Source organism: Brevibacillus sp. NRRL NRS-603, from assembly GCF_003013445.1.
In the GTDB taxonomy this organism is placed as follows: Bacteria; Bacillota; Bacilli; order Brevibacillales; family Brevibacillaceae; genus Brevibacillus; species Brevibacillus formosus.
In genome coordinates, this window is record NZ_PXZN01000031.1 from 1 (window position 1) to 25,222 (window position 25,222).

General features: G+C 42.2%; 23 protein-coding genes. 6 read left to right on the top strand and 17 right to left on the bottom strand.

The features are described 5' to 3' along the window. From C7R94_RS22065 to C7R94_RS22105, 9 genes are all read right to left on the bottom strand, one after another. The coding region (locus C7R94_RS22065; RefSeq protein ID WP_199197955.1) for a hypothetical protein at positions 1-1,013 on the bottom strand (1,013 nt) is incomplete at its 3' end. Beyond that, positions 1,000-1,254, bottom strand: a complete 255-nt coding sequence (locus C7R94_RS31035; RefSeq protein ID WP_369835019.1) for an ABC-three component system middle component 6 — start codon at positions 1,252-1,254, stop codon at positions 1,000-1,002. The genes C7R94_RS22065 and C7R94_RS31035, both read right to left, overlap by 14 nt. Then, entirely contained in the window at positions 1,235-1,777 is a 543-nt protein-coding gene (locus tag C7R94_RS22075; RefSeq protein ID WP_106784745.1) for an ABC-three component system protein, read from the bottom strand. Before C7R94_RS22075 ends, C7R94_RS31035 begins: the two co-directional genes overlap by 20 nt. Before the next feature lie 9 nt (positions 1,778-1,786). Continuing rightward, entirely contained in the window at positions 1,787-1,987 is a 201-nt protein-coding gene (locus C7R94_RS22080) for a hypothetical protein (RefSeq protein ID WP_106784747.1), read from the bottom strand. A 382-nt stretch (positions 1,988-2,369) separates the two neighbouring features. Then, positions 2,370-3,494 (bottom strand): TIGR02391 family protein, encoded by a 1,125-nt coding sequence (locus tag C7R94_RS22085; protein WP_106784749.1) that lies wholly within the window; start codon positions 3,492-3,494, stop codon positions 2,370-2,372. A gap of 1,063 nt (positions 3,495-4,557) precedes the next feature. Continuing rightward, positions 4,558-5,277 carry a YebC/PmpR family DNA-binding transcriptional regulator gene (locus C7R94_RS22090; RefSeq protein ID WP_047070752.1) on the bottom strand — a complete coding sequence of 240 codons (720 nt, stop codon included), beginning with the start codon at positions 5,275-5,277 and terminating at the stop codon, positions 4,558-4,560. Between the two features lie 160 nt (positions 5,278-5,437). Next, positions 5,438-6,382, bottom strand: coding sequence for a metal ABC transporter substrate-binding protein (locus C7R94_RS22095; protein WP_106784752.1), 945 nt, complete (start codon positions 6,380-6,382; stop codon positions 5,438-5,440). A gap of 15 nt (positions 6,383-6,397) precedes the next feature. Continuing rightward, positions 6,398-7,258 (bottom strand): metal ABC transporter permease, encoded by an 861-nt coding sequence (locus C7R94_RS22100; protein ID WP_106784754.1) that lies wholly within the window; start codon positions 7,256-7,258, stop codon positions 6,398-6,400. Further along, positions 7,258-8,001, bottom strand: coding sequence for a metal ABC transporter ATP-binding protein (locus tag C7R94_RS22105; protein WP_047070745.1), 744 nt, complete (start codon positions 7,999-8,001; stop codon positions 7,258-7,260). Before C7R94_RS22105 ends, C7R94_RS22100 begins: the two co-directional genes overlap by 1 nt. 411 nt (positions 8,002-8,412) lie before the next feature. On the opposite strand from C7R94_RS22105, the gene C7R94_RS22110 reads away from it, so the two are divergent. After that, positions 8,413-9,783, top strand: a complete 1,371-nt coding sequence (locus C7R94_RS22110) for an amino acid permease (RefSeq protein ID WP_106784757.1) — start codon at positions 8,413-8,415, stop codon at positions 9,781-9,783. Between the two features lie 49 nt (positions 9,784-9,832). Here C7R94_RS22110 and C7R94_RS22115 read toward each other — a convergent pair whose 3' ends face one another. Beyond that, positions 9,833-10,174 carry a hypothetical protein gene (locus C7R94_RS22115; protein WP_106784890.1) on the bottom strand — a complete coding sequence of 114 codons (342 nt, stop codon included), beginning with the start codon at positions 10,172-10,174 and terminating at the stop codon, positions 9,833-9,835. A gap of 108 nt (positions 10,175-10,282) precedes the next feature. Between C7R94_RS22115 and C7R94_RS22120 the strand changes: the two genes are divergently transcribed. Further along, positions 10,283-12,112 (top strand): adenine deaminase, encoded by a 1,830-nt coding sequence (locus C7R94_RS22120; RefSeq protein WP_106784759.1) that lies wholly within the window; start codon positions 10,283-10,285, stop codon positions 12,110-12,112. 56 nt (positions 12,113-12,168) lie between these two features. Here C7R94_RS22120 and C7R94_RS22125 read toward each other — a convergent pair whose 3' ends face one another. After that, positions 12,169-12,876 (bottom strand): MerR family transcriptional regulator, encoded by a 708-nt coding sequence (locus C7R94_RS22125; protein WP_106784761.1) that lies wholly within the window; start codon positions 12,874-12,876, stop codon positions 12,169-12,171. Positions 12,877-13,037: 161 nt separating this feature from the next. Between C7R94_RS22125 and C7R94_RS22130 the strand changes: the two genes are divergently transcribed. The 4 genes from C7R94_RS22130 to C7R94_RS22145 all read left to right on the top strand — a co-directional run bounded on the left by C7R94_RS22130 (position 13,038) and on the right by C7R94_RS22145 (position 18,105). Further along, positions 13,038-13,703: a DUF5701 family protein gene (locus C7R94_RS22130; protein WP_106784763.1), complete on the top strand. Its 666-nt coding sequence runs from the start codon at positions 13,038-13,040 to the stop codon at positions 13,701-13,703. 202 nt (positions 13,704-13,905) lie between these two features. Next, positions 13,906-14,646, top strand: a complete 741-nt coding sequence (locus C7R94_RS22135) for a LytR/AlgR family response regulator transcription factor (protein ID WP_106784766.1) — start codon at positions 13,906-13,908, stop codon at positions 14,644-14,646. 1 nt (position 14,647) lies between these two features. After that, positions 14,648-15,919, top strand: a complete 1,272-nt coding sequence (locus C7R94_RS22140; RefSeq protein WP_106784768.1) for a sensor histidine kinase — start codon at positions 14,648-14,650, stop codon at positions 15,917-15,919. 137 nt (positions 15,920-16,056) lie between these two features. After that, positions 16,057-18,105 (top strand): serine hydrolase domain-containing protein, encoded by a 2,049-nt coding sequence (locus C7R94_RS22145; protein ID WP_106784770.1) that lies wholly within the window; start codon positions 16,057-16,059, stop codon positions 18,103-18,105. Positions 18,106-18,258: 153 nt separating this feature from the next. On the opposite strand, the gene C7R94_RS22150 is transcribed toward C7R94_RS22145, so the two are convergent. The 6 genes from C7R94_RS22150 to C7R94_RS22175 form a co-directional block, all read right to left on the bottom strand. After that, positions 18,259-18,861 carry an MSMEG_1061 family FMN-dependent PPOX-type flavoprotein gene (locus C7R94_RS22150; protein ID WP_106784773.1) on the bottom strand — a complete coding sequence of 201 codons (603 nt, stop codon included), beginning with the start codon at positions 18,859-18,861 and terminating at the stop codon, positions 18,259-18,261. 114 nt (positions 18,862-18,975) lie between these two features. Further along, complete coding sequence (gene htpG / locus C7R94_RS22155; protein WP_106784775.1) at positions 18,976-20,856, bottom strand: molecular chaperone HtpG; 1,881 nt, start codon at positions 20,854-20,856, stop codon at positions 18,976-18,978. 187 nt (positions 20,857-21,043) lie between these two features. Further along, positions 21,044-22,207, bottom strand: a complete 1,164-nt coding sequence (locus C7R94_RS22160) for a PstS family phosphate ABC transporter substrate-binding protein (RefSeq protein WP_106784777.1) — start codon at positions 22,205-22,207, stop codon at positions 21,044-21,046. Between the two features lie 81 nt (positions 22,208-22,288). Next, the gene (gene catA, locus C7R94_RS22165; protein ID WP_106784779.1) at positions 22,289-22,948 is read right to left on the bottom strand and encodes a type A chloramphenicol O-acetyltransferase; all 660 of its coding nucleotides are present in this window, start codon (positions 22,946-22,948) and stop codon (positions 22,289-22,291) included. A gap of 188 nt (positions 22,949-23,136) precedes the next feature. Continuing rightward, on the bottom strand, positions 23,137-24,516 hold the full coding sequence (locus C7R94_RS22170) for a HAMP domain-containing sensor histidine kinase (protein ID WP_106784782.1): 1,380 nt from the start codon (positions 24,514-24,516) through the stop codon (positions 23,137-23,139). Continuing rightward, positions 24,503-25,210, bottom strand: coding sequence for a response regulator transcription factor (locus C7R94_RS22175; RefSeq protein WP_197241963.1), 708 nt, complete (start codon positions 25,208-25,210; stop codon positions 24,503-24,505). Before C7R94_RS22175 ends, C7R94_RS22170 begins: the two co-directional genes overlap by 14 nt. Between the last annotated feature and the right edge of the window lie 12 nt (positions 25,211-25,222).

Consider the following 25,222-nt stretch of genomic DNA (forward strand, 5'->3'; position numbering starts at 1 on the left):
ATTTCATTTCTTTCACTTAATATTTCTTTGTTGAATAGAACTAAATCAGAGTAGTCTTTTTCTAGTTGCTTTTCGAAGTATATGCCAATTTCATTATAAAACTCCTTTATTTCTTCTAAGTCAAAGTCAAAATATAATATTGATTTCTTAGCATGTTCAATTTTATTTTTTAAATAGTAGTTATTCTTAATTAAAACTGAAATTTGCTCATCAATTTCTGTGACTAAACTTTCTGGTTTTTCAATATCAGCTTCTGCAAAATCAAAACTATCATACTGCTGTTCTTTCTTTTCTAGTTCTTCAGATTTTAAAGAGAGCACTACTTTTAATCTTTCCTCTTGAATGTTAGTTTCATATTCATTCTGTACTGAAGTTGTTAACTCGTTATTAATATCCTCAAGCTGTTTATCCTTCTTATATTTAGAAATGATGTTTTCTGATTTATAACCAAGTAGTTCTGCCACAATCGGTTTCCACTCAATATCGTTTGATTGCATGTACTTTGGTAATCTAAAAACATTACTAAAGCTTTCAGGGCTTCTTAAAAAATATCCTAGAGACTCTCTGTAGTTTCGATTAGGTAAAATTTCAAAACTCAGAGCATCTTCTATTAGGTTTTTTGCTTTTTTTAAGCCGCCTACAAAATCCCACTGTGAATCTTGCAACAACCTATAATCTTGTTGTCCAAGAGAATGTCTCTTTACAGCAATTTTTGATTTCGCTTCTACTGCTCGTCTAATTGTTATATAGTCGTTTTCACTTATTTTAACTTCTAAGAAAAAAATAAAGCCCCCAAACAATTCGTAACGCTTCTTTAAAAAGTATTCTTTACCTATTATTTTTAATAGGCAATAATCTATTAATGAAGCTAACATTGACTTCCCAAGACAATGGCTTGATTTACGCTTGTTTTCTGGCCTTCTGATTTCAGCAAGAACAATATTTAATTTTTCATTAAAGTAAATATCTTCAAAAGCGTCCTTTTCAGAACAATATAATTTATTTAGTTTCATTAATTATCAGTCCTATTGTATCATTATCTTTAAAATAACGTATTTTTCCTAAGACAAACAATAAATCTAATGCTAATATAAATGATTTAAAATCATTTCCCGAATCTTTGGCAATATATCTTCGATACAACTCATCAAATTTCACATATGGTTCTGACACCAAAATGTTTATTAGAAATGTAGTCTTAACAAGAAGGGATTTTTGCACGTTAAAATGCTTATTAGGTGTCAGCTTCATCATTCTCACCTATATCACAGAAGTAATACATATAAGCCAACAGTATCGGTATTAGTTCTTTTTTCCGAAAATCCAATTCAAATTTCTGCCCTGCTTCTGCAGTAAACTTAGTTATAACATATTCAAAAGTTTCATCAAAAGCTCCAAATCTTTTTTTAAATGCTGCAATTTTTCTGTTTACGTCACGAGCAATAAACCTATAGCGTTTATTCTCTAATTCATTCGCAGGTTCACTTAAATAAATATCAATCTCATTAAAATAAGGGATGTAATTTTTTATAGCTGCTCCATAGTATCCAGGTGACATACCATTAATACTGTTCTTCTTTTTTATATCTGTTCTTTTAAGTTTTTCATTGAACGTTGCAGTCGATAACTCTCGCAACTCCTTTATTTTAGAGAAGAAGATATTTATTAGCTCTCCCATCTCATTTGGATCAATTACAATTGGCGTCGCATTTTGATTAATAACCATAGTTTGGGATGTGTATATTGGAGAATTTTCACCATAAGTTTCAAAGCTCACTTTTTTCACCTACCTGTTAATATTCATATCACCCTTAGAAGAATAAATAGGTGAATTTACTCCATTTGTTGTCTGAACAGTATTGTCGCTATTTGTCTTGTTAATCTGCTTTTTAATTGTGTATACAGTTTTGGCTGCATACAAAGATACCAAGAATGAAATAATAGAAATACCACCTGCAACAATATTAAAGATATCAAGGTTACTCAATTTATTCCCCCCTAGTTCTATTTTCCTAAACGATACAATTCTACATATTTCCAGATAAATCCTCTTAACTCATTACATTGTTCGAGTTAGTTCCAGAAATAAATTTGTATCTCGAGTCGTTTTTACAAAGCAACTAGTTTGCTCCCCGATTCTTGTCATAAAAAAGAAGCATCATATTGATGCCTCAAATGCTAGGTACTTAAGACTTTACGCTTTCAACTGTCCATCATGCGGTACTTTACAACATTCTTAGTATCAATGTTAATGGAGCTTGGCGAACGTATTGTCTTCTCGTCCTGTATCTAAAACTAAATTTTTGTTTACCGACATTCACTATCACCAATAGCATAATCCACATACCTAATCAATTTATTACAATTCTTCAAAATGGAAAATCTATATATTTTATCTCAGGATATTCTATTAATTCTTCTTCAAAAACCTTCCACCACGGATGATTTTCATCGAATTGTATTTGAAATTTTAATTGTTTCACTATCGCATCATCTTTATTCTGTAGCCCTTTTCTGAAGTAATATTCAAGTGCGTTATGTAAATTTTTCCTATTCGCCGCACAGATTTTGTGCCAAAAGTAATTTTGGATATAGGCTCTTTCCTCGTCATCGCCCTCTATTACTTTATTGACTACCACTCGAGTCCACTGACTAATATCTTCAAAATTCGTTAAATGCTCTGTTTTAATCCAAGTCCCCAGTGAACCAAATCTACACCTCTTATTTAAAGTATCATATTTACCCGATATAACAGTTTCTAGTAACATGTTTTCTATCCTGATTTTTACCACTTTATCTACTCTGCTCCAAAGCTTTCCTGGAGCTATATGTAAAATTGTTCGTATATCTTCGTCTGAACTTGTGTACTTTAATTCTTCACTAATTACTTTATATACTTGGGAAATATCGTTCTCATCTAACTCATCAAAAAGGGCTGCTAAAAAACTCTCAAGATTGTACACATCTCCTTTCTTTCGTTGCAAAATAACTTCTATAGCAATATTTGTTCTCTGGCGTTTCGGAATCTCATCAACTAATAATTTTGAGTATTCTTCTGTTTTTACGTAATATTTCTCAAATACCCTATTTAAGAATGTAGTTTCTTCAAAACTCGCCTTCGACTTATTTATAATTTTCAATAAATAATCAATAAAATATATTATGGCATCAGCTTCAGCTTTAGTATCGCTATGCTTATCATGACTTCTTGGATTTCTTATGGCTGTATACAAGCCCCTTATTAATTCTTGCATTCCTCTTTGTACATTCTTTTCAGACTCAGTCTGCAATTTATTAATTTGTATCTTAGGATTATCGCCACTAAATGCTTGTCCTATTAAACTTGCGCCATCTCCCTCTAAGCCTGTTTTATTTCTAATAGTTTCTGTTAATAAATGGATTGTATCTAAGATGGCACTTGAGTAACTCTCATTTTCATAGTTTTTCTCTATTGCTTCCCACAAGTCTTGCTGAATATTAACTTTCAAATCCATAAATTTCACCTCTAGTATTACGAATTAGCCATATATCGCTTCTCATTGTACCACATTTTGGTATTTATCTATAAGTACACATATAGAGTTATTCAATGACTTGAAAGACATGAATCAATCCAAACCACCGCTAAAAACACTGACCCTAACTAAGATGAACCTACAAACAAAATTCCCGATACGAGAATCATTAAACGAACTCCTAGATACATTAACTGCCGCTAAAGCCTCTGTTAACGCTCGTCAAAATGTTGACATATTGTGATCTGTATACAAACGATCGTTTCCACCTTTTTTGCAAATATTTTCTTTAGGCAAGATTATTAAATACTTGATAAGCAAGAGGTTTGACAATCATTGATGCAGCTACTTTGTGTGAAATGAAGCATCGGAGGTATCTAACTCAGAGTTCGGCTTTCGTTTTCAGTGAACGAAACAGAAGTAGAAACCCCACAAAATTCTGAGAAAGTTCTTGGAGAGGTACTACTTCTTCGTTTGCTATTACAAACATTTTTTCATGACACCTTGTTTAATTTTTCTCTTCGCAACTATCAGTACTTTTGAAATATGAGCTTAGTACTGGTCTTGGTATTATCTTTCTATCCGACTCAATACAATTGGGGCAAACCAAATTCTACCTTGCTTGAACTGATTAGTTAATTCGTATCCTGAACTAAATGTAGTCGGAGTACTCCCTGTCATACTCGTTATTTTCTCATGTCCTCTACGAGCTACTAATGTTAAACGGGTTATAAATGCCCTGAAAGATTGAAGAACCTCATCACTTACGACAGAGAAGAATATTTCCAGACGTAGCGACTTGTGGAGTCCTACCCAGCGGAGAAGGGATTTGCGGGCAACAGAAACGCAACCGTGCCCACGCGACGAAGCGGCTACCACTTTTGCGTTTCCCCGCAAATCCCTTCGGAGCGGACAGTCTCATCCCTCAGCGGGACGGAGCCTGGAGCCTAGACTGGAAATATTCTTCTCCTCACCGCAGCCAATCCGAAGCCACATAAAAAAGACCTCTGTCCTAAAACAAAGGTCTTCCCCATCGAAATCATTATTCACCTAAATCAACGTTATGGTAAACCTGCTGCACATCGTCCAAGTCTTCCAAAGCATCAATCAGCTTTTCGAATTGAGCTTGTACATCTTCTGTCAGCGTTACTTCGTTTTGCGGCAGCATGGTCAGTTCAGCTACGGTAAACTCTGTGACGCCGCCGTTTTTGAGTGCTTCTTGTACAGCGTGGAATTGCTCGGCATCTGCGTAAACAATGACAGCACCGTCTTCTTCCAAAATGTCACGCACGTCTACGTCCGCTTCCATCAAGATTTCCAGCACTTCATCAGAGGATTTGCCTTCCAAGCCAAATACCGCTGTTGGGTCAAACATATAAGCAACAGAACCGGATACGCCCATGTTACCGCCGTTTTTGTTGAAAGCGGCACGAACCTCAGGAGCTGTGCGGTTTACGTTGTTGGTCAGTGCATCCACGATGATCATGGAGCCGTTTGGCCCAAAGCCTTCATAGCGCAGCTCGCTAAAGGTTTCATCAGAGCCGCCTTTTGCTTTATCAATCGCGCGGTCGATAATCGCTTTCGGTACGCTGTACGTTTTGGCACGCTCCAGGACGACCTTCAGAGCACGGTTGGACTCTGGGTCCGGCTCGCCTTGCTTTGCCGCTACGTAAATTTCCTTCCCGAACTTCGCGTAAATACGACTGGTGCTCGCATCTTTAGAAGCTTTCTTCTCTTTGATATTGTTCCATTTACGACCCATAATCCCACTCTCTTTCAATATGACAGATTAAATATGAATACTCCGGATTCCTTTTACACACTAGCCTATTATACCTCAATCATATGAAATATGTTAAGCAGTGGAAGAATTTAAAAGCACAGCCCCTGATTAGGAGAGCTGTGCTTTGCTTTTGCCAGGCTTATTTCTTGGTCAATCCTTCGTAAATCGTCTTGATATTCCATTCCATCATTTTGATGTACGTATCGCCATCTTCTCCCGGCTTTCCGAGAGAGTCCGTAAATACTTTCCCGACAATCGGTACACCCGTTTCATTCGATACCATCTCCATGCTGCGTGGATCGATACTTGTCTCTACGAACAGAGCCGGGATTTTTTTCGCACGGATCGTATCAACCACCTGTGTGACCTGCTCTGGTGTTCCTTGGTTCTCCGAGTTGATTTCCCAAATGTATGCCGCTTCAAAATCGTACGCTTCGCTGAAATATTTGAACGCTCCCTCGCTCGTCACAAGCAAACGCTGTTCTTTTGGAATCTGGTTGTATTGCTTCACCGCTTCCTCGTGCAGAGCAGTCAGCTGTTCGATGTACTTCTTGGCGTTTTGCTCGTACGTTTCCTTGTGCGCTGGGTCCACCTTGATCAAGGCATTTTTTGCATTCTCCGCATACTTGATGCCATTGCGTACATCTAGCCAAGCGTGCGGGTCTTCTTCGCTCTCTTTGCCTTTGGTCGTCAAGTGCTTGGCTGCTACGCCCTCACTGAGTCGGAAAACGGGTGCGTCTGGACCTGTTTTGCCTGCTGTGGTCATCAGTTTATCGAACCAGGAGTTACCTGCTTCCAAATTCAGTCCGTTGTAGAAAACCGCGTCTGCATCCGTCGTTTTTTGCACGTCAGCAGGCAGTGGATCATATTCATGCGGATTGGAGCCAATTGGAGCGAGACTATGGATCTCTACCCGATCCCCCCCAACGTTTTTCACGATGTCATACAGGATGGAATACGTGGTTACGACCTGAAGCTTATCACTATCTGATTTCGTGGGCTCGTTCGCACTTTGCGGAGCACCACACGCTGCCATCAACACAGTTGATATAAGAAAAACGAAAAACAGATTCCACTTTTTCATGACGATAATTCTCCTTTACTTTAAGAGCTCGACTCGTTTTTGCCGGGCTCGGATTGATTTCCACACTACCCCGTGTTTTCGGGAGAAGAGAAAGGCCAGGAAGAATAACACAGTTGCAACGACGACAATCGTAGCACCAGAGGCCAAATTATAGGTAAAGCTAAAATAAAGGCCGATAACCGAAGACAGCATCCCGAAACCGCCAGCCAAGAAGATCATGATCGACAAACGGTCTGTCAAAAGATAGGCAGTAGCAGCCGGTGTAATCAGCATGGCGACGACGAGCACGATTCCTACGGTTTGCAAGGAAGCGACTGTTACCATCGTCAACAAGGTCATCAGCAAGTAATGAATGAGGTTGTTACGCAAGCCGTAGGCAGCCGCAATGGTCGGATCGAACGAAGTCAGTAACAGTTCTTTGAAAAAAGCGTAGACTGTCACGATGACGATAACCCCGATGCCAACTGTCACCCACATGTCTGACGAACGCACAGCCAATACATTCCCGAACAAAATGTGATAGAGATCCGTACTGCTTTTCAGCATCGTAACCATGATGATTCCGATTGCGAAGGCGGACGTGAACAAAATTCCAATTGCCGTGTCGTTCTTGATGCGGCTATTTTGGCTCACGTAGCCAATTCCAACAGCGGTGAGCACACCTGTTAAAACAGCACCCACGAAGAAATTAATTCCAAAAGCATAGGAGAGGGCCACCCCGGGCAAAACAGCGTGTGAGATGGCATCCCCCATCAACGACATTCCACGCAAGATGATAAAGCTACCGATGACTCCGCAAATTAACCCAACCACTACAGATGTAAACAATGCTTTTTGCAAAAACTCATACTGTCCAATTGCCATCAAGAAATCCATTATGCAAGCACCTCGGTCTTTTCGAGAAATGGTAGCTGATAGGAATATGCTCTCGACATGACTTCTCGATTCAGCACTTCATCGACCGTACCAAACTTGATCAATTCCTTGTTCATTAAAAGGAGCTGATCAAAATACGCATATGCTTTGGACAAGTCATGATGGACGACCACGATGGTTTTATCCTGAAATTGCAGCTCTTTCAAAATACGAATGATGGTGTCCTCGCTCGCCACATCAATCCCCACAAACGGCTCGTCCAGAAGCAGCAGCTCCGGTTTTTGCGCAAGTGCCCTTGCCAGGAAGACACGCTGTTGCTGCCCGCCTGAGAGCTCCCCAATCTGCCTGTCGCGGAAATCCTCCAGCCCTACCTTTCTCAGGCATTCCAGCGCCCATGCTTTTTCCTTTTTCTTCGGAAATTTGAACAGCCCAACACTTGGATATGTTCCGATCAGTACAGTGTCCATGACCGTGATGGGAAATGTCCAATCAATCATGCTCCGCTGTGGTACATAAGCGATTTTTTTCCGGAATTCATTTGTCTCTTTCCCAAAAATCCGCACATTCCCCTTATCTCTCGGAATGAGATCCAACAGCGCTTTGATCAGGGTTGACTTCCCTGCCCCGTTAGGACCGATGATTCCAACCATGCTCCCTAGCTCAACATCAAACGAGACATCCCGAACAACTTCGTTCCCAAAATAAGAGACATGCAGGTCCCTTACTGCAATAGCAGAATCCATGATTTTTCCCTCCAAATAATATCCCGTTATATAATCCCGCCCAAAAACCAAACGGGTAATTCCTACACGGAACTTATGCCTGAACACAACAATGTAGTCTTGTACCAATAATATTCCCCGAATCAAACTAATATGCCCACGTATAAAAAAGTTGCCCTAATGCAAAATTAAATGATTTCCATTCTCATGTCAATATCTTCTTTTTTCTGAAATACAAAAAAAGTGCAGCCTTTTGTTTAAAAGAGCCAACACTTCCAAGATGTTCCTATTTCGTTCATAATTAAATGCTTTTTTTCTATAAAAATAAATAAACATATGTGAAACAACAATAGTTATGTTAATATGAACATTATCTGCTTAGTAAAAATCTAAAAATTAAAAACTAACTAAATATATAGAGAGGTGGATCGTATGCAGGATCAAAAATTGGAGAGAGGTCTAAAAAACAGACACGTACAACTCATCGCGATCGGCGGAGCAATCGGAACAGGATTATTTTTGGGCGCAGGAAAATCGATTCATTTGGCCGGCCCATCCATCTTATTTGCTTACTTGATTACGGGCATCATCTGCTTTTTAATCATGCGCTCACTCGGGGAGCTCCTCTTGAGCAATTTGAACTACCATTCTTTTGTGGACTTCGTCAAAGACTATTTGGGGAATATGGCCGCATTTGTCACGGGCTGGACTTACTGGTTTTGCTGGATTTCCATCGCCATGGCCGACCTGACAGCTGTTGGCCTGTATACGCAATTTTGGTTTCCGGAAATACCGCAGTGGATGCCAGGCTTAATCGCCCTCGTGATTTTGTTAATCATGAACCTGGCGACAGTGAAGCTTTTTGGAGAAATGGAATTTTGGTTTGCTCTCGTTAAGGTTATAGCGATTCTCGCCCTGATTTTTGTCGGTATTTTCATGATCATCAAGGGCTTTTCTACGAATGCAGGTGCGTCCACCTTCACGAATCTCTGGAGTCATGGCGGTATGTTCCCTAACGGCTTTAATGGGTTCCTTCTCTCCTTCCAGATGGTCGTGTTCGCATTTGTTGGAATCGAGCTCGTCGGTCTGACAGCCGGTGAAACAGCAGACCCAAAACGAGTCATTCCAAAAGCGATTAACCAAATCCCGATTCGGATTTTGATTTTCTACGTTGGCGCACTCATCGTCATCATGAGCATTTATCCTTGGAACGCGATCAACCCGTTGGAGAGTCCATTCGTGCAGGTCTTCGCAGCGATTGGTATTGCAGCCGCTGCCGGTATCGTCAACTTCGTCGTACTGACATCCGCCGCTTCCGCATGTAACAGCGCCATTTTTAGTACAAGCCGGATGGTTTACTCCCTTGCCAAAGAAAAGAATGCACCTGTGCCCCTTACCAAACTGACTGCCAACAAGGTCCCGGCAAATGCACTATTCTTTTCGACAGTTGTTATCCTTATCGCCGTTGTATTGAATTACGTCATGCCAGAGGGCGTATTTACACTGATCACAAGTGTTTCGACCGTCTGTTTTATCTTTATTTGGGGAATCACCGTCATCTGTCATTTGAAATATCGTAAAACGAGACCAGATTTAGCAAAAGCGAATTCATTTAAAATGCCGCTCTATCCTTTTGCCAATTATCTGATCCTGGCATTCCTTGCCTTCATTCTGGTCGTGCTGGCACTTGCGGATGATACACGCGTCGCCTTGTTCATCACGCCTGTGTGGTTTATTTTACTCGTTACGATTTACAAACTGCGGAAAACCAAGACAAATGAAATAGAGGTAACAGAGCACTAGGCAGCGCCTCCTGTTTTCACTTTCAACAACGGTGAAAATGGGAGGTGCTTTATTTTGGAATGTCCTCGCGATGCTCCCCTTCAAATACTCCTTCGATCACAAGACCCTTCTTGCACTTGAGATAGTACATAAATGGAAAATAGGAGACAAAACCAAACAGTAATGCACCCAAGCCATACAGCAGCGGTACGGAAAGCACGTGCAAGATTCCCGCTGTCCATCCCTTCACCTGCATACTGAAAATCAAAGCTTCCGAAGCGCTAAACTGTCCCATTACGAGCAATAATAGAAAACGGATGGTCCCATCCAATACCCCGATCGAAACCCCAGCTCCCACGCACAGCTTTAGGTAGGACGATATTTTTATATACCTGACTTTTACTCTCGTCATACACTGCACCCTCTTCATCAAAATTTTTTCTAAAAGAAAACTAGCTTCCTTCTCCTTCGATGTGTACGATATGTAAAAAACCAAATCCAGCATGAGGTGATAGTAAACATGACACAGCAGCATTCGTCCTTTGCAAGACCTCCACTCGCAGATTGCATTCCTGATCTCGTTGCCTTTTCCAGAGGGGAGAAAAAAGCGACCCTCTTCATCCATAACGGCACTCTCGTCAATGTTCTCTCCGGTGAAATCTTGCCGAATATGTCCATCGCTGTCGTCGGCACCCGTATCGCCTATGTCGGTCCTTTTGTGGAAGGGATGACTGATGAATCCACCAAGATCATTGATGCAAAAGGAAAGTATATGGCACCGGGACTGTTGGACGGGCACTGTCATATCGAAAGCAGCATGCTGTCCGTGACGCAGTTCGCCAATGCGGTGCTGCCGCTCGGAACGACAGGCGGTTTTTTCGATGCGCATGAGATCTCGAATGTTCTCGGTCTTCCTGGTTTGCGGATCATGCTGGATGAGGCGAGACAAACACCAATGGCTGCTTACATGCAGGTCGCTTCCTGCGTCCCTTCAACGGATGCTTCTTTTGAAACGGCCGGGGCAGAATTTGGACCAGCGGAGGTCGCGGAAGCATTGAGCTGGGGACCAGATATGATCGCGCTCGGAGAAGTCATGAATTTCCCTGGTGTCGTGTACGGAGACCCGAAAATGATTGGAGAGATTCAAGCAACACTGCGGGCAGGAAAAGTAGTGGACGGTCACTATACATGGCCGTCAAGTGATCCGCGTCTGGCTGCTTATGCAGCTGCGGGTGTAACCGGCGACCATGAGTGTGTGACCAGCGAAGATGTCGCACAGCGCGTACGCCTCGGCATGTATGCCAAAATGCGCCGCGGCTCAGCCTGGCACGATGTTGCAGCAACGATCAAAGCACACACCGAACAGGGCATTGACTCCCGCCGGATGATGCTCGTGTCCGATGACCGCATCTGTGACTCGTTGAAAGAAGAAGGTCATATGAACTTCATTGTCAGACATGCGATCTCGCAAGGGGTGAAGCCCGTTACTGCCTTCCAAATGGCGACCATCAATACAGCAGAGCGATTCGGTGTCGCAAGGGATGTAGGCTCGATTGCACCGGGTATCATCGCCGATATCATTTTGCTCGACGGAAATCTGGCTGATGTAAATGTCGTGATGACGATCGCACGCGGTGAAGTAGTGGCGGAAAACGGTGAAATGACGCTCGAACTCCCTCCGTTCCCTTACCCTGAGTTTGCCGTCAACTCGGTGAAAATCAAGGCTGAGCTCACACCATCTGACTTCATCATCAAGACCCCTGTTCCGTCCGGGACGATCCAGACGCGCGTGGCAGTTGTCCGCGAAAATCACGTAGAGACGGACGAAGTGTTTGTCGATGTAGCTGTCGCAAATGGTGAGCTACAGATTACGCCCGAGAGCTCGTTGTGCAAAATGGCTGTTTTCGAACGCCATGGGAAAACAGGCGGCTCTGGCATCGGGATTGTCGGCAATGTCGGATTTAACCAGCCAGCAGCGATTGCCATGACTGTCGCCCACGACTGCCATAACGTGCTTGTCATTGGAAACGATGATGAGCGGATGGCACAAGCAGCCAATGCTGTGATCCGCATGCAAGGCGGTATCGCTGTCGTGACTGGAGACGGCGAAATTGTCGAGCTTCCGTTGCGTTTAGCTGGACTGATGTCGACCGAGTCTTATGAAACAGTTGTGCAGCAATCCATGGAGATTAGCCGAGCGTTGGTGAAGGCGGGCTGCACGATGAACTACGCCTTTATGACATTGTCTTTGCTTGCTCTGGTCGTCATACCGACGTTGCACATATCGGATACGGGCTTGATTCGCATCTCAGATGCAGGATTTGAGCGAGTATCACTCTTTGTTGAATAACGATGACATCCCCTCTTTTGCGAATGAGCAGAAGAGGGTTTTCTCTTTTGGCCATCTCATTCTTCGACCAACTGAACCACTTTGCATAATTGATAGAAATAGAAAACTCCACGCATTTGTACGAGATTCATCTGATCCAGATAGCGCAGCGTTTCCAAAGCAATATTTCGCGCCTCTTTTACATCCTCTTCATTCATGTTCGCGATGGCTTCCTTTAACTCCACAACCGATAAAGAATAGACAGCAGGTCGCAGCGTACGAAGCAGCATGATTTTGCGGATTTGCGAGCGATTGAAGAGACGGTAGCCATTTTTCTCATCGCGGGAAGTCTTAATGAGTCCAACCTTTTCCCAGTGGCGGATGGTTGAGCTGGGCAGTGAAGACATGGCTGCTACCTCCCCAATCGTCATCCATTCGTTGTTTTCAGCTTCCTCACCCTTTCCTGCTGGGCCGTCTTCAAGCATCGCCACGTTTCGTTCGGCTAACTGCTTGTCCCGATGCAAATTAGCCTGTACCTCATTCACAAGCCACAGAGCACCTTGCAACTGTCTATCCTGGATCAGCCGCATCACCTGCGCGGTCACATCCATCCCAAAACCAGGAGACATGGCTTGAATACAGGTAAAATAAGCAACGTGCTCCTCCGTATACTTCCGGTAGCCGCTCGCTGACCGCTCTACAGGCGGAACCAACCCATGCGCTTCATAATTGCGCAATGCGCTCGTGCTCAGCTTCAGCTTGCGTGCAATATCAATAGGGCGTATGGCAAACAGCCTCCTAACCGATTTTCTTCCACAAAGATTAAAGTTTAGTTGTAAGGTTATTTCAATTCCAATCTACTTTATTCCTTTTATTTTGGAGAAACCTTAGAATTCGCACCAATGTTGTAAGATGAATGTGACAAGTGGAAGGAGGCGCATGACCCATGCACAAAGCTGAATTCGAAAGGCAACTGACAACGCTCATTCAAAAGGGCTATCCTAAAATGGCGGGCATGACAGCAGATGAGTTTAGGGAAAATCTGGCCCCGCTGCAACCACTGGCAGAAGCTCTCCCCATTCAAGAAGACGACCACCAAGAGGGCCTCGTCCCCTTTGTTCTCGTGGTGAAAGGTGATTGGTTCGACGGAGAAAAAGCGATGCAAGCCATCGAGCGGCAAAAGAAAGCTGGCTTCAGTGTCATGGATGCAGAAGAAATCCGGCGGTTTACACCTATCGAGGGCATAGAGATTCCTACAGGAATGGCTTACCTGATGACCGGAATTGATACGGGACAAGAGACGCTGAACGTCACTCCGAATGACGCGATGCCCATCCTCATGGAGCAACAGCGTTCCCCACTCACGCTAGAGGAAGGAATTGCCCTCATCACTCACTTCCCGGATCGGGTAAAGAAAAACAACGGCTTTTCTCTGCTCGGCTCTCGTTGTGGCGACCGACGCGTAACGGCCATGTGGATCAGCGAAAATAAACCGAAGCTAGGCTGGTGCTGGGCTGGCAATCCACATACCTGGCTCGGTTCGGCTTCCTGCCAAGCTCGTTTGGACGAAAAAAACCTTGATTTCACATTCAATATACATAAGCAGGATTAGACAATAAAATTAAAAGCCTGTATCTACGTTTGCCAAGTAATTGTAGATACAGGCTCTTTTCTAGGCCTTTATCACGTGAGAAGTGATTTAAGGGATTCAAATTTGCATTTCATCCAAAAGCTATCTATATAAAGTCTATAGGTTGTATCATGTTTATGATAGAACTTTAAAATAAAGGGAATGGAACGAGGGTACATCATTTATGTATAGAGTGGCTATTTGCGATGATGAGGAGAAACATAGAGAGTTTGTTAAAAGCATTCTAATTACATTGTCGATAAAGACAAATATTGAATTTGTAATTGAATCATTCGACTCGGGAGAGCAGTTGGTATCTTATTATGAGCGCCATGAAATTCCATTTCATATTTTAATTTTGGACATTGAAATGAGTGGAATGAACGGAATTCAAACAGCTCGAACAATAAGAGGGTTAAATAACCTGGATGAACAAATTATTTTTCTGACAAGTTACCCAAAATATATGATGGAAAGTTTTGACGTCATGACATTCCAGTACTTGATAAAACCTATTGCACCTTCGATCTTGGAGGAGAAAATCATCAAGCTACACCAATACTTTCAAGCACTTGATAAAAAGTATATGGTCATCAAGTCAGGCTATGAAGAAGTCGTATTAAAATATGATGAAATTATTAGTATTGAAGCTGCCAAAAGCTTAACCATAAAAAGCAAGCTTCATTTTACGACCACGAATCAAACCTATGAAAGCAAAGGCATCATTTCTGACTATGCTCTGGCCTTAAAGGATTGTAACTTCATACAAATCCATCGTTCCATTATTATTAATCTGCTACATGTGAAGAAATTTGCTAGCGGAGTGGTTCTCATGTCCAATGGGAAGGAATTGCCTATAGGCCGTTCTAAAATGAAAGAGGTAAAAGATACTTACACCAAATTTATGATTATGAAGGTCGATTGATATGATTCAAAATAATTTTCCGATTGTCTTTTGCATTATACTTCTGATGGGTTTGCAAGTTAATTTTTTCTTCAATTCGGTATTAGATAATTCAGCTAAAAAACAAAACCGATTCATTTACTTTATTATCTTTGGGGTGCTCGATTACCTATATCTAGTTATACCAGCTTCTCTCATTTTATCTTCGATGCTATCTTTTCTTGTGATATTTAGTTTTGCGCAATCTTATACAGTAGAATTTAAAACGAAGTTTACTTTTTCTATGCTTTACTGTGTTTTAGTATCTCTCTCTTATTTTATATCGCTCTATTTATTTTATTCCCTAGATTCAGTTGACTTTAGCTTTAACCCTATAAATGAACAAGATCAAATAGCCAATACGAAAGCTATTTTACTCGGTTCCATGATCATGTTTGCGATCATTCAGATCATACGACTACTTGCAAAACGTAGAAGCTTCTCTTTGGATAATCGTTACTACGTATTATTCTTGGTTATTCCTGTTGTAAGTATATACCAGCTGAGTATTCTAACTTATAAGGACGTTTATTCTTTCATTTCCGTCATTGGATTTCTTCTCTTAAATGTTATCATTTTCTATATTTTTGATAATATCGTTGATAAATTTCAATTTATGCATGAGAATTCGCAGTTGCAACATCAAATGGACTATCAAGATGCGAATTACGAAAAAACAGTTCACAGCTTCAAATCGATTAAACGAATCATTCATGATACGAACCAACAGCTTTTGTATATCGAAGAATGTATTAAGCGAAATGAGTTAGAAGCGGCAATGGAACATATCAAGACTACTTTAAATAAAGTCGAAGGAGCCTATCATCGTGTTAATACGGGGAATCTGGCTATAGATGCCCTTGTCACAAATACACTTAATATCGGACAAGCCAATGGTATCAGAATAGATACGAAGATTAACCTATATTCCCAGGAAGTAAATATTGACCGTTATGACTTATGTGTAGCCCTAGGAAATATGCTAGATAACGCAATTGAAGCATCTAAACGAGTAAAAATTGCAGAAGATAGGTACATTCTAATCAAAATATATTCTACCGAGTCTACCCTTCTCATTCACATCTTGAATCATATGGAGAATGAATTTGCCTATTTGCGCAGCCAAAAACCAAACGCGGAATTTCATGGTATTGGATTAACAAACATAGCTAGAATCTGTGACAAGTATGGTGGTCATATGACCATAGAAACGAAACATAAAGAATTTAACAATATGGTCCTGCTTCCATATTAAAGCAACAATCCTTAGACAACATGTTGTTTAGGGATTGTTTTTTTCGTTTCAGGGTCATTTTTATTCTAGCAGACCTTTTCCTCGTATGATCATTTCAGCAAGTACAATACAGCAAGAATTACGAGGAGGAATGAATAATGAAGAAGGTGGTTTCTGTATTCATGAGCGCTATTCTTATGGCAATACCGGTCACCCCTGCTTTTGCTCTAACGAATCCTGATACTGTAGAAGAAAAGGCACAGGAGCAGGCTTCAAAGATCGTATCCGAATATGGTGCAAGTGGATTGCAATATGCAATTAGGGATCATGGATCCATTGTCTTATCAGGCAGTGCTGGTGTATACGATAAAGCGACCAAAAGTCCGATCACCGAAGACACGATGTTTGGAATCGGCTCGGTAAGTAAAATGTACGTGACTGCTGCAACGATGGTGCTGGCTGATTCTAAAAAAATTGATATTGATAAGCCGCTAACCACGTATATCAAGGACTTTAAAATGGCAGATAAACGATATAAACAGATTACGCCACGTATGTTGATGAATCATTCTTCAGGAATTTACGGTAGTCAATATGGGAATAGTTTTTTATTTGATGATAATGATACGAAAAATCATGATGAATTATTGGTAAGATTACAATCCGAAAGCTTAAAGTCTACCCCCGGCGAGTTTTCGGTATATTGCAATGATGGTTTTCAGCTGCTTGAAATATTGATTGAACGAGTGAGCGGTTTAAGTTATAGCGAATTTCTTGAAACCTATATTTCTGATCCTCTTCAATTGACCTCTACCAAAACACCACTTGATTCTTTTGATAGAGACAGGCTCATAAAAACTTATTTTCCTGGGTTGGATCAAGCTTTACCCGTTGAGAATATCAATATCATAGGGACAGGTGGTCTTTACTCCACGGCTGAAGAAGTAACTGAATTCGGTGAAGTATTAATCGGGAATCGAACGGATATTTTATCTGAGAAGTCTGCAAAGGCTATGCAAAGTCATGAGTATAGAAAAGGTGTGTGGGTTCCGGAAGAGACGAACTCGATTAACTATGGTCTTGGCTGGGATGCTGTCCGTTTAGCACCGTTTAGTGATTACGGAATAACAGCATTATTTAAAGGTGGAGATACGATTATGTATCACGCTGCTTTGGTTACCTTACCCGAACATGATATTACGATTGCTGTGCTTTCATCGGGAGGCAGTGGTACCTATAATAGTTCATTTGCATCGAATATTTTATTGGAATATCTAAGAGCCAAAGGCATCATAAAAGAAATTCTACCTGAAAAAACATTTGAACCTCCAGTGAAAGTGGACATGCCATCCGGTATGCTTGCATACTCTGGGTTATACGGTAGTGTAGGTAAAACGGTAAAACTGGAGATAAAGAACGGAGAGATTCATTTACCTGATCTAGCATTTGGAGGGGTCCCGCCGCAAAAATATGTATATACCGGCAATGGACAGTTCAAAAACAACGATGGGAATGCAACGATAAGCTTTGACCGAGCGAAGAATGGAAAAACCTATTTAAAACTTAACGCATATATAAATACTCCAGGATTAGGTCAATCGTTTTCGGTAACCTATGAATTTCAAAAGTTAGCTTCCAATCCACTAAAACAGTCAGTGAAAACGGTATGGGAACATAGAAATGGAAAAAAATACTACGCTTTAGATGAAAAGATCACTTCAGTGTTGTATCTAAACAATGCGCTTGTGACCAAAGATATATCAGTTGATATCAGCCATGGATTCGCTTCAGGCACTAAAATTGTTGACAACAATAAAGCAGTAAATGTAATTCAAATCCCTGTTGCAAACGGAAGAGACGCTTTTGATTTGAATTTCTATCACAAGAACCAAAAAGAGTATGTAAAGATCAATGGATTATCCTATATCAGTGAAGATGCTATTCCAACCTTTAATGATGGGAAAGATTCATTATGCGTCATACCATCGGATGGTAAGGCTAGCTGGTATAAAATCGATGCAAAATCAGCCAACCGAGTTATGAACGTTGAGACTCCGGTAAGCGGTGGATTCGCCGTTTATGACAAGAATGGAATGACTGTGAACTTTTCAAAGGCAAGTAACAATCATTCGGTAGTACTGCCTGAAAGTGGGATGATCGTTTTTGGTGGGAATGCGGGTGATGTATTTAAAATTAAATTTGATTAATAGATAGATGTAAGCATAAAAGTCCCGCATTACCAGCGAGCTTTTTGATTTTGTCCAATGTTCGATTCCCTAGATAAAAAAAGATAGTAGGGATATTCAATCCTTACTATCTTTTTTTATGAGTTGTAAAGCTCATTCAAGGTTTTTTCTTTCTTATTCTTTTTCATTCCACGTAACGCCATTTATTTTCAAATGGGCGCGAAACATTTCCAGCATCGAAGGCATTGCCTCTTTTTCTGGCCATGAATCCGTTTTCCACAAGCCTGCTTGTTTAAATGCGCGCGGGCAATGGAGGAAGCATTCCTCTACCTTCACAATCACGCCCATGCCGCTTGTTTTGCCCTTCCATCCTTGTGCGGCGAGCAGCTCTGCATCTTTCGTAATGCGAGCTGATCCGTTGATTCTCAACACTTCTTCCAGACCAGGAATCAGGAAAATCATACCTACATGCGGATTGGTGATGATATTCAACAAAGAGTCGACCCGTCTGTTTCCCATTCGCTCTGGAAAAATAATATGGTGATCATCCAGCACTTTAACGAAGCCTGGCTCGTCGCCCCGCGGGGAAACGTCACATCTGCCTGAAGCATCTGCTGTAGACAAGAAAAACAACGGCGACAAGGACACGTAATGAATTACATGTGACTCAACCTGCGCGATGCTTTTTTTCACAACCGCCTCATGCGGTTCTCCTACCAGGCTTTTTAGTTCTTCTGCGCTGGTGATGAGATTTTTTACTTCCAACGGATTCCACATAGGTTCAACTCTCCTCTCTCTATGTATATCCTTGCCTTCCATCATAAGTCCCTTGCAACGGGAAAATCAATACGAGAAAAAGAGGATGCGTAAATCGCATCCCCTTGTTTTGCCTTACACCATCACTTTGCAAATGTCGTTCGTAAACTCTACCGGGTCTTGAATCGGCAAGCCTTCGATCAAGAGAGCCTGATTGTACAGGAGGGCCGTATACAAATTGACCTTTTCCTTGTCTGTGTCAAATGCACCCTTCAACGACTGGAACACCGCATGGTTCACATTGATCTCCAGCACCTTGTCTGCCTTCACATTCGGATTGTTCGGCATCGCATTCAGGATTTTTTCCATTTCGATCGTTACTTCACCCTCTGTCGACAGGCAGACAGGGTGTGACTTCAAGCGTTTGGAGGCTTTTACGGCTTTGACTTTTCCTTCGAGCAGCGATGCCATATAGTCGAACAGCTCTTTGTTGTTTTCGTTTTCGGCTTCTGCTGCTTTTTCCTCTTCGCCCGGTTCGATCCCCAAATCGCCGCTTGATACCGATTTGAATTCTTTTTCCTTGTAGTTCATCATCATTTTGATCGCGAACTCATCGACGTCATCTGTGAAGTACAGGATTTCGTAGCCTTTCTCGGATACGAGCTCTGTTTGCGGCAGCTTTTCGATTCGATCGATCGACTCGCCAGATGCGTAGTAGATGTACTTTTGGTCTTCTGGCATTCTCTCTACGTACTCTTCTAGCGTCACCAGCTTTTTCTCTTTGGAAGAGTAGAACATCAACAGGTCTTGCAGCGTTTCTTTATGCCTTCCGTAGTCGCTGTACATGCCGTATTTCAGCTGTCTGCCAAATGACTTGTAGAACAGCTCGTATTTCTCCCGCTCTGTTTTCAGCATGCTTTGCAGCTGGCTTTTGATTTTGCTCGTGATGTTTTTTGCAATCAGCTTCAATTGGCGGTCATGCTGGAGCATCTCACGGGAAATGTTGAGAGACAGGCTCTCGGAGTCAACCATCCCTTTGACAAAGCTGAAGTAGTCTGGAAGCAGGTCCGCGCATTTGTTCATGATCAGTACACCGTTCGCATACAGCTCCAGACCTTTTTCGTATTCCTTCGAGTAGTAATCAAACGGCATGCTCTCCGGGATATACAAAATCGCCTGATAAACAACGGCTCCATCAGCATTGATATGGATGTGCGCCAGAGGCTTGTCGAAGCCGTAATGCTTGCTCGCATAAAACTGCTCGTAATCCTCAGTTGTCAGCTCGCTTTTATTTTTACGCCAAATCGGAACCATGCTGTTCACGGTTTGTTCTTCCGTCACTTGTTCGTACTCGTTTTCGCTGCCCTCTTTTGGCTTATGCTGCGTAACGTCCATTTTGATCGGGTAACGAATGAAGTCCGAGTACTTTTTGATAATCGCTTTTAAACGGTACTCCTCCAAAAACTCGTCGTAGTTCTCTTCTTCTGTATTTTCCTTGATTTCGAGAATGATTTCAGTCCCGACAGAATCTTTGTGATAAGGCTCGATCGTGTAGCCATCTGCACCACTGGACTCCCATTTGTACCCAGTGTCGCTGCCCAGTGCTTTACTGATGACCGTAACCTTGTCGGCAACCATGAAAGCGGAGTAGAAACCTACGCCGAATTGACCGATGATGTTGTAGCCATCCTTCGCGTCGTTTTCTTTTTTGAACGCCAAAGACCCGCTCTTCGCAATGACACCCAGATTATTTTCCAGCTCATCCTGCGTCATGCCGATTCCCGTATCTGTCAGAGTCAAAGTTCTGGTGTCTTTGTTAACCGTTACTTTGATGTAATAGTTCTCTTTATCGAACACCAATTGATCATCGACGAGCGACTTGTAGTAAATTTTGTCAATCGCGTCACTCGAATTGGAGATCAACTCGCGCAAAAAGATTTCCTTTTGTGTGTAAATAGAATGGATCATCATTTCCAAGAGGCGTGTAGATTCTGCTTGAAACTGCTTTTTTTCCATGAAATACCCACCTTTCCGGACTTCTTATGTATTCCTTTTTTTATGTTAGCACTCTCACCTCGCGAGTGCTATTCACTATTTTTATAACAGTCTTAGATTTTTCTGTCAATATGAACCAGCGACAAAGAGAGAGCGAAGAAGAAACCCTCGGGTCAATTGCCCAAGGGTCTTCTTTGCATGCTAATTATTATTTCACCGGAATATAGCCCGTTTTTTCTACTAATTCTTGTCCTTGCGGAGATAAAATCCATTCGATCAGCTTCTCTACATTCGGATTGTCCGTCCCGGCTGTTACTGCGTAAAACTCCGCTGCAAACGGATACGCTCTGTTTTTTATCGTTTCCTTATTAGGCGTTACCCCATCAATCGCGAGCAGACGAATGTTTCCGTTTCGCACCATCTCCGTGGCATAAAACAAGAACGAGTAACCGATGGCATTCGAATAATTTTTGTAGTTGGCTGCTTGCTCGATGATTCCACCCATTCCTGTTACCACATCTTCTTGTGGCGCGGTCATGAGCTCTTTATCTCCCATGATCTTCTGCAGCATCGTCTGACTCCCGCTATTTTGTGGACGCTGAAAGGCACGAATGATCTCATAGCTGCCACCGACTTCATCCCAGGAAATGATGTCTCCCGCATAAATGTCCTGAATCTGCTTGGTAGTGAGTCCCTGAACAGGATTCTCTGCATGGACAAAAAAGACAAAGGCTTCCCTTCCGATTGGCGTCAGCTTCAGCTCTAGGCCTTTTTCTTTTGCTGCCAGAAGCTGTTCCTCGGAAGGAGCTGCCGCAAAGATGACATCGACTTTGCCATCCAGTAAGTTTTCGTACGCTTTTGGCGTCTTGCTTACCATGACTTCGCTGTCGTAAAGGTCGTAATCCTTCTCGGGATAAACAGCCTGCACAAAAGAGGCGTAAAGAGGATACAAGGCGGTCGCCCCATCTATTTTGGGCAAATCAGATTGTAACGACAGTGTCGCTGGTCGATCAAGCTTTTGAATTTTGGAGTCTGTACTAAATGGTTTATACTGTTTCAGATCGACCTCCGCCTCACTGACCACAGGAATGCTGTTATGGTAATAGCTGCTGATCTCATATCCTGCAACTGGCAGCGTACAAAAGAGAAAATAGACAAAAAGGGCTCGGTTCCATAACCGACTCTTTTGCGGGGCGAACATTTGGCCGATTATGTAGATGATAAAAACAAACGTCGTGACAGCGACGAGAAGGCAATAAACTCTTCCCTGGGCGTTCAGAGCAGTCATCACCATCGCCACGACTCCGATCACCGTGATGATCGCACCCAAAACAATACAGCCGAAGATTTTCCCTACCATTTCTTTGTTCATTCCTTCTCCTCCCAGTTTTCCTACCGTTATTATAAATGATTGGAAGAGATTTGGAAGGAGAAGCATACCAAACGAGCCAATTCACTCAACACCTAACCATTCCTTGTAATTTGTTGCCCATTTTTGCAAATCATTGATGAACAAACTGGCGTGATATCCATCACAAACCGCGTGATGGACTTGCAAAGAAACTGGCAGCAACATTTTGCCCCCTTGCTCGAAATACCTTCCACTTGTAATGATTGGCAGCAAATACCGCCCATCTCCCGAAATATTCAGATTAAATCCACTGAAGCTAACCCAGGGAATACACGAGACCGGGAAAGTATAGGGCGGTTCCGGTTCTTTCGCTACAAGACCTTTGTTGTCCCCGTACCTTTTCATATCCGCTACGTAATTTTGATAAAACACAGGGAACTCGTCAGCGAATTCCGTCCACATCGTAGAAAAAGTTTGATCGTCCTGGTGAAAAAAAGTATAGCTGGGTATCATGCTCTCCCAATAGCCCAACTCGCCATCCGTATGGAAGGAAGTTCGAAATTCGCGATGCGCATTGACAACGTTCGTCACCATATACAGAAAAGCCGGGTACAGCTTCATCCCCTTTTGCCGTAGGGCAGGAAGCAATTCCGATATATCAATGTTGGCCGTCATACTAAAGGTGCAATTCACTCGGTTCAGATAATGCTCGAAATAAGACCTTCTGCTCCAATTATCTAGATCGATTCGCTGAAATTTCATTGGATATCCCTCCTAAAATCGAAAACATCATGATTTTAGGAGGTGATTTTGCGTGTCCTTTTCATAACACCATCCCCTTCTCCAATCCTGCCCCTCCAGCATACCATTTGCATCTCTTTCTGACATCATTCCAGCGATGACCATCCAAATCAGCGAAGCCTGCCCCATACATTCCCGGACAGTACCGTTCATTCAAGAGGCAAAGTTATTTTAAATAGAGTCGTATACCGTTGATCTCTTTCCAAATGAATGGTCCCCTGATGTAACGTTATAATTTTTTTACAAATGGCTAGACCGAGTCCGGTGCTATCTTTCACAGGATTACTCCCTTTTATGAACTCTTCAAAAATGTGTTCCCTCACATCCTCTTGAACACCTGTACCGTTATCACCTAACCACAGAACAACGCCGGCCTCTATTTTCTCGCATGAAACGAATAGCTGCGTTCCCGGAGGATTATGTTTTAGTGAGTTACCGATCAAATTCGTAATAACGCGGTTCATATGCATTTTGTCGAACATGACAAACAGCGGCTCCTCTGGAATTTTCACATCCAGCTGAAATCCCCTATCTTCTATCTCCGGATAAAATTCTGCAACAAGCTGCATAAACCACTTACTAATATTCACCTTTTCTTGATCCAGTCTTACCTGCTGGTCTTCCAGCTTTGCCAGCTCGAACAAATTTTGAATCAAATGGGCCATATAAGACGATTTGTCGTTAATATATTGAACATACTGACGCCTTTGCTCTTCTTCTAGCTCCGGCCTATCCAGCAACAACTGAGAATAACCGAATACGGAGGTAATCGGCGTTTTCAGATCATGAGACAAATGCAGCAGCATGTTTCTTTTGTTGTTCGCTACCGCTTCTTTCTCTGCCGAGGTCTGCTGTAGTCGTTCTGCCATTCCGTTAAACGCTTCCCGGATTTCTGCAAATTCCATTTCAGCCGAAAATGTAAGCCTCTTCTGATAATTGAAGCCTTCCATTTCTTTAATGCCCTCTACAATTTGCCGGAGAGGCTTCTTCATCTGCAAGACGGAGTACCGAGTGTAGAAATAAAGGGCGATGAACAACAGAATGACAAACAACGCTATTAAGATTCCAAGCGCCAATGATATATTTTCCAACCGCTGAGGAATTTTCCATAACAGAACATAGTTTTCACCCTCTGGCCCTTGCACTCGATAGGCATGGTAGAAAATTGAATCATCATTTCGCAGTATGTCCACTTTAGCGTACAGCATCCCATCGCTATATGTCATGATATTGTCTTCCTTGTTGCCTTTTACATAGATGACTGTCCCCGATTCATCCACGATCTCGAACCAGCCGCCGTACTCGTCTAACAACCGACCATCCATCTTTTCAAAAGGGTACTGGTATATTTTACTGCCGTCCACTCGGGTCAAATCAGGCGATTTATCAAAATAGTTGTCCATCAACAGGTCTGTCCCCAAAAGAGCAATCATAATCACAAATAGGAACAAACCGCTTATCACAACATAGTGTCGAAAAAACAGTTGTTTTAACGGCCGCTTGTCGGGGATGCTCTCATTTTTTTTCAAAACGGTAGCCTAACCCCCTGATCGTAATAAGATAAGTCGGCTTTCTCGGGTTATCTTCAATCTTCTCCCTGAGTTTGCTGATATAGACCATGATTAGGTTTTCATCCCCAATGTACTCCTGTCCCCAAACATGCTCGTAAATGGACGCTTTTGTAAAAACTCTCCCTGCATGCTTCATCAGTAAAGACAAAATCTTGAACTCGTACGATGTCACTTCTTTCTGCTGTCCATTTTTGTACAGCTTACAGCTCATCAAATCGAGCATGACATCGCCAACTTGTATGATCTCATGGTTCTGCTTTTCACCTTTGGAAAATACATCCATTCTTCTGAATAACGCTTGAACTCTGCTGACGACTTCTATGGGGTTAAAGGGCTTCCCCACATAGTCGTCAGCGCCAAGCTGAAGTCCAATAATTTTATCCATATCGTCCGATTTCGCGGACAGGAACAAAAACGGAACTTCGGAAATATGTCGCATCTTTTTTAATAACTCATATCCATCCATTTTCGGCATCATAATATCAGCAATAACCAGATCGATTTGCACGCTTGAGAATACAGCCAGCGCATCAACCCCATTACCTGCTTCATAAGTAGCAAACCCGTAATTTTTCAAATAAATACTGAGTAGTTCACGAATTTGTGCTTCATCGTCGATGATCAGTATCGTTTTGATTGTATTTCCCTCCATCGCCTCATGTCG

What these genes read in the sequence shown, in the direction of transcription:
- C7R94_RS31035 (WP_369835019.1), bottom strand. Translation starts at nt 1,254, where the DNA reads ATGATGAAGCTGACACCTAATAAGCATTTTAACGTGCAAAAATCCCTT.
- C7R94_RS22085 (WP_106784749.1), bottom strand. Translation starts at nt 3,494, where the DNA reads ATGGATTTGAAAGTTAATATTCAGCAAGACTTGTGGGAAGCAATAGAG.
- C7R94_RS22090 (WP_047070752.1), bottom strand. Translation starts at nt 5,277, where the DNA reads ATGGGTCGTAAATGGAACAATATCAAAGAGAAGAAAGCTTCTAAAGAT.
- C7R94_RS22095 (WP_106784752.1), bottom strand. Translation starts at nt 6,382, where the DNA reads ATGAAAAAGTGGAATCTGTTTTTCGTTTTTCTTATATCAACTGTGTTG.
- C7R94_RS22100 (WP_106784754.1), bottom strand. Translation starts at nt 7,258, where the DNA reads ATGGATTTCTTGATGGCAATTGGACAGTATGAGTTTTTGCAAAAAGCA.
- C7R94_RS22105 (WP_047070745.1), bottom strand. Translation starts at nt 8,001, where the DNA reads ATGGATTCTGCTATTGCAGTAAGGGACCTGCATGTCTCTTATTTTGGG.
- C7R94_RS22110 (WP_106784757.1), top strand. Translation starts at nt 8,413, where the DNA reads ATGCAGGATCAAAAATTGGAGAGAGGTCTAAAAAACAGACACGTACAA.
- C7R94_RS22115 (WP_106784890.1), bottom strand. Translation starts at nt 10,174, where the DNA reads ATGACGAGAGTAAAAGTCAGGTATATAAAAATATCGTCCTACCTAAAG.
- C7R94_RS22120 (WP_106784759.1), top strand. Translation starts at nt 10,283, where the DNA reads ATGACACAGCAGCATTCGTCCTTTGCAAGACCTCCACTCGCAGATTGC.
- C7R94_RS22130 (WP_106784763.1), top strand. Translation starts at nt 13,038, where the DNA reads ATGCACAAAGCTGAATTCGAAAGGCAACTGACAACGCTCATTCAAAAG.
- C7R94_RS22135 (WP_106784766.1), top strand. Translation starts at nt 13,906, where the DNA reads ATGTATAGAGTGGCTATTTGCGATGATGAGGAGAAACATAGAGAGTTT.
- C7R94_RS22140 (WP_106784768.1), top strand. Translation starts at nt 14,648, where the DNA reads ATGATTCAAAATAATTTTCCGATTGTCTTTTGCATTATACTTCTGATG.
- C7R94_RS22145 (WP_106784770.1), top strand. Translation starts at nt 16,057, where the DNA reads ATGAAGAAGGTGGTTTCTGTATTCATGAGCGCTATTCTTATGGCAATA.
- C7R94_RS22150 (WP_106784773.1), bottom strand. Translation starts at nt 18,861, where the DNA reads ATGTGGAATCCGTTGGAAGTAAAAAATCTCATCACCAGCGCAGAAGAA.
- htpG (WP_106784775.1), bottom strand. Translation starts at nt 20,856, where the DNA reads ATGGAAAAAAAGCAGTTTCAAGCAGAATCTACACGCCTCTTGGAAATG.
- C7R94_RS22160 (WP_106784777.1), bottom strand. Translation starts at nt 22,207, where the DNA reads ATGAACAAAGAAATGGTAGGGAAAATCTTCGGCTGTATTGTTTTGGGT.
- catA (WP_106784779.1), bottom strand. Translation starts at nt 22,948, where the DNA reads ATGAAATTTCAGCGAATCGATCTAGATAATTGGAGCAGAAGGTCTTAT.
- C7R94_RS22175 (WP_197241963.1), bottom strand. Translation starts at nt 25,210, where the DNA reads ATGGAGGGAAATACAATCAAAACGATACTGATCATCGACGATGAAGCA.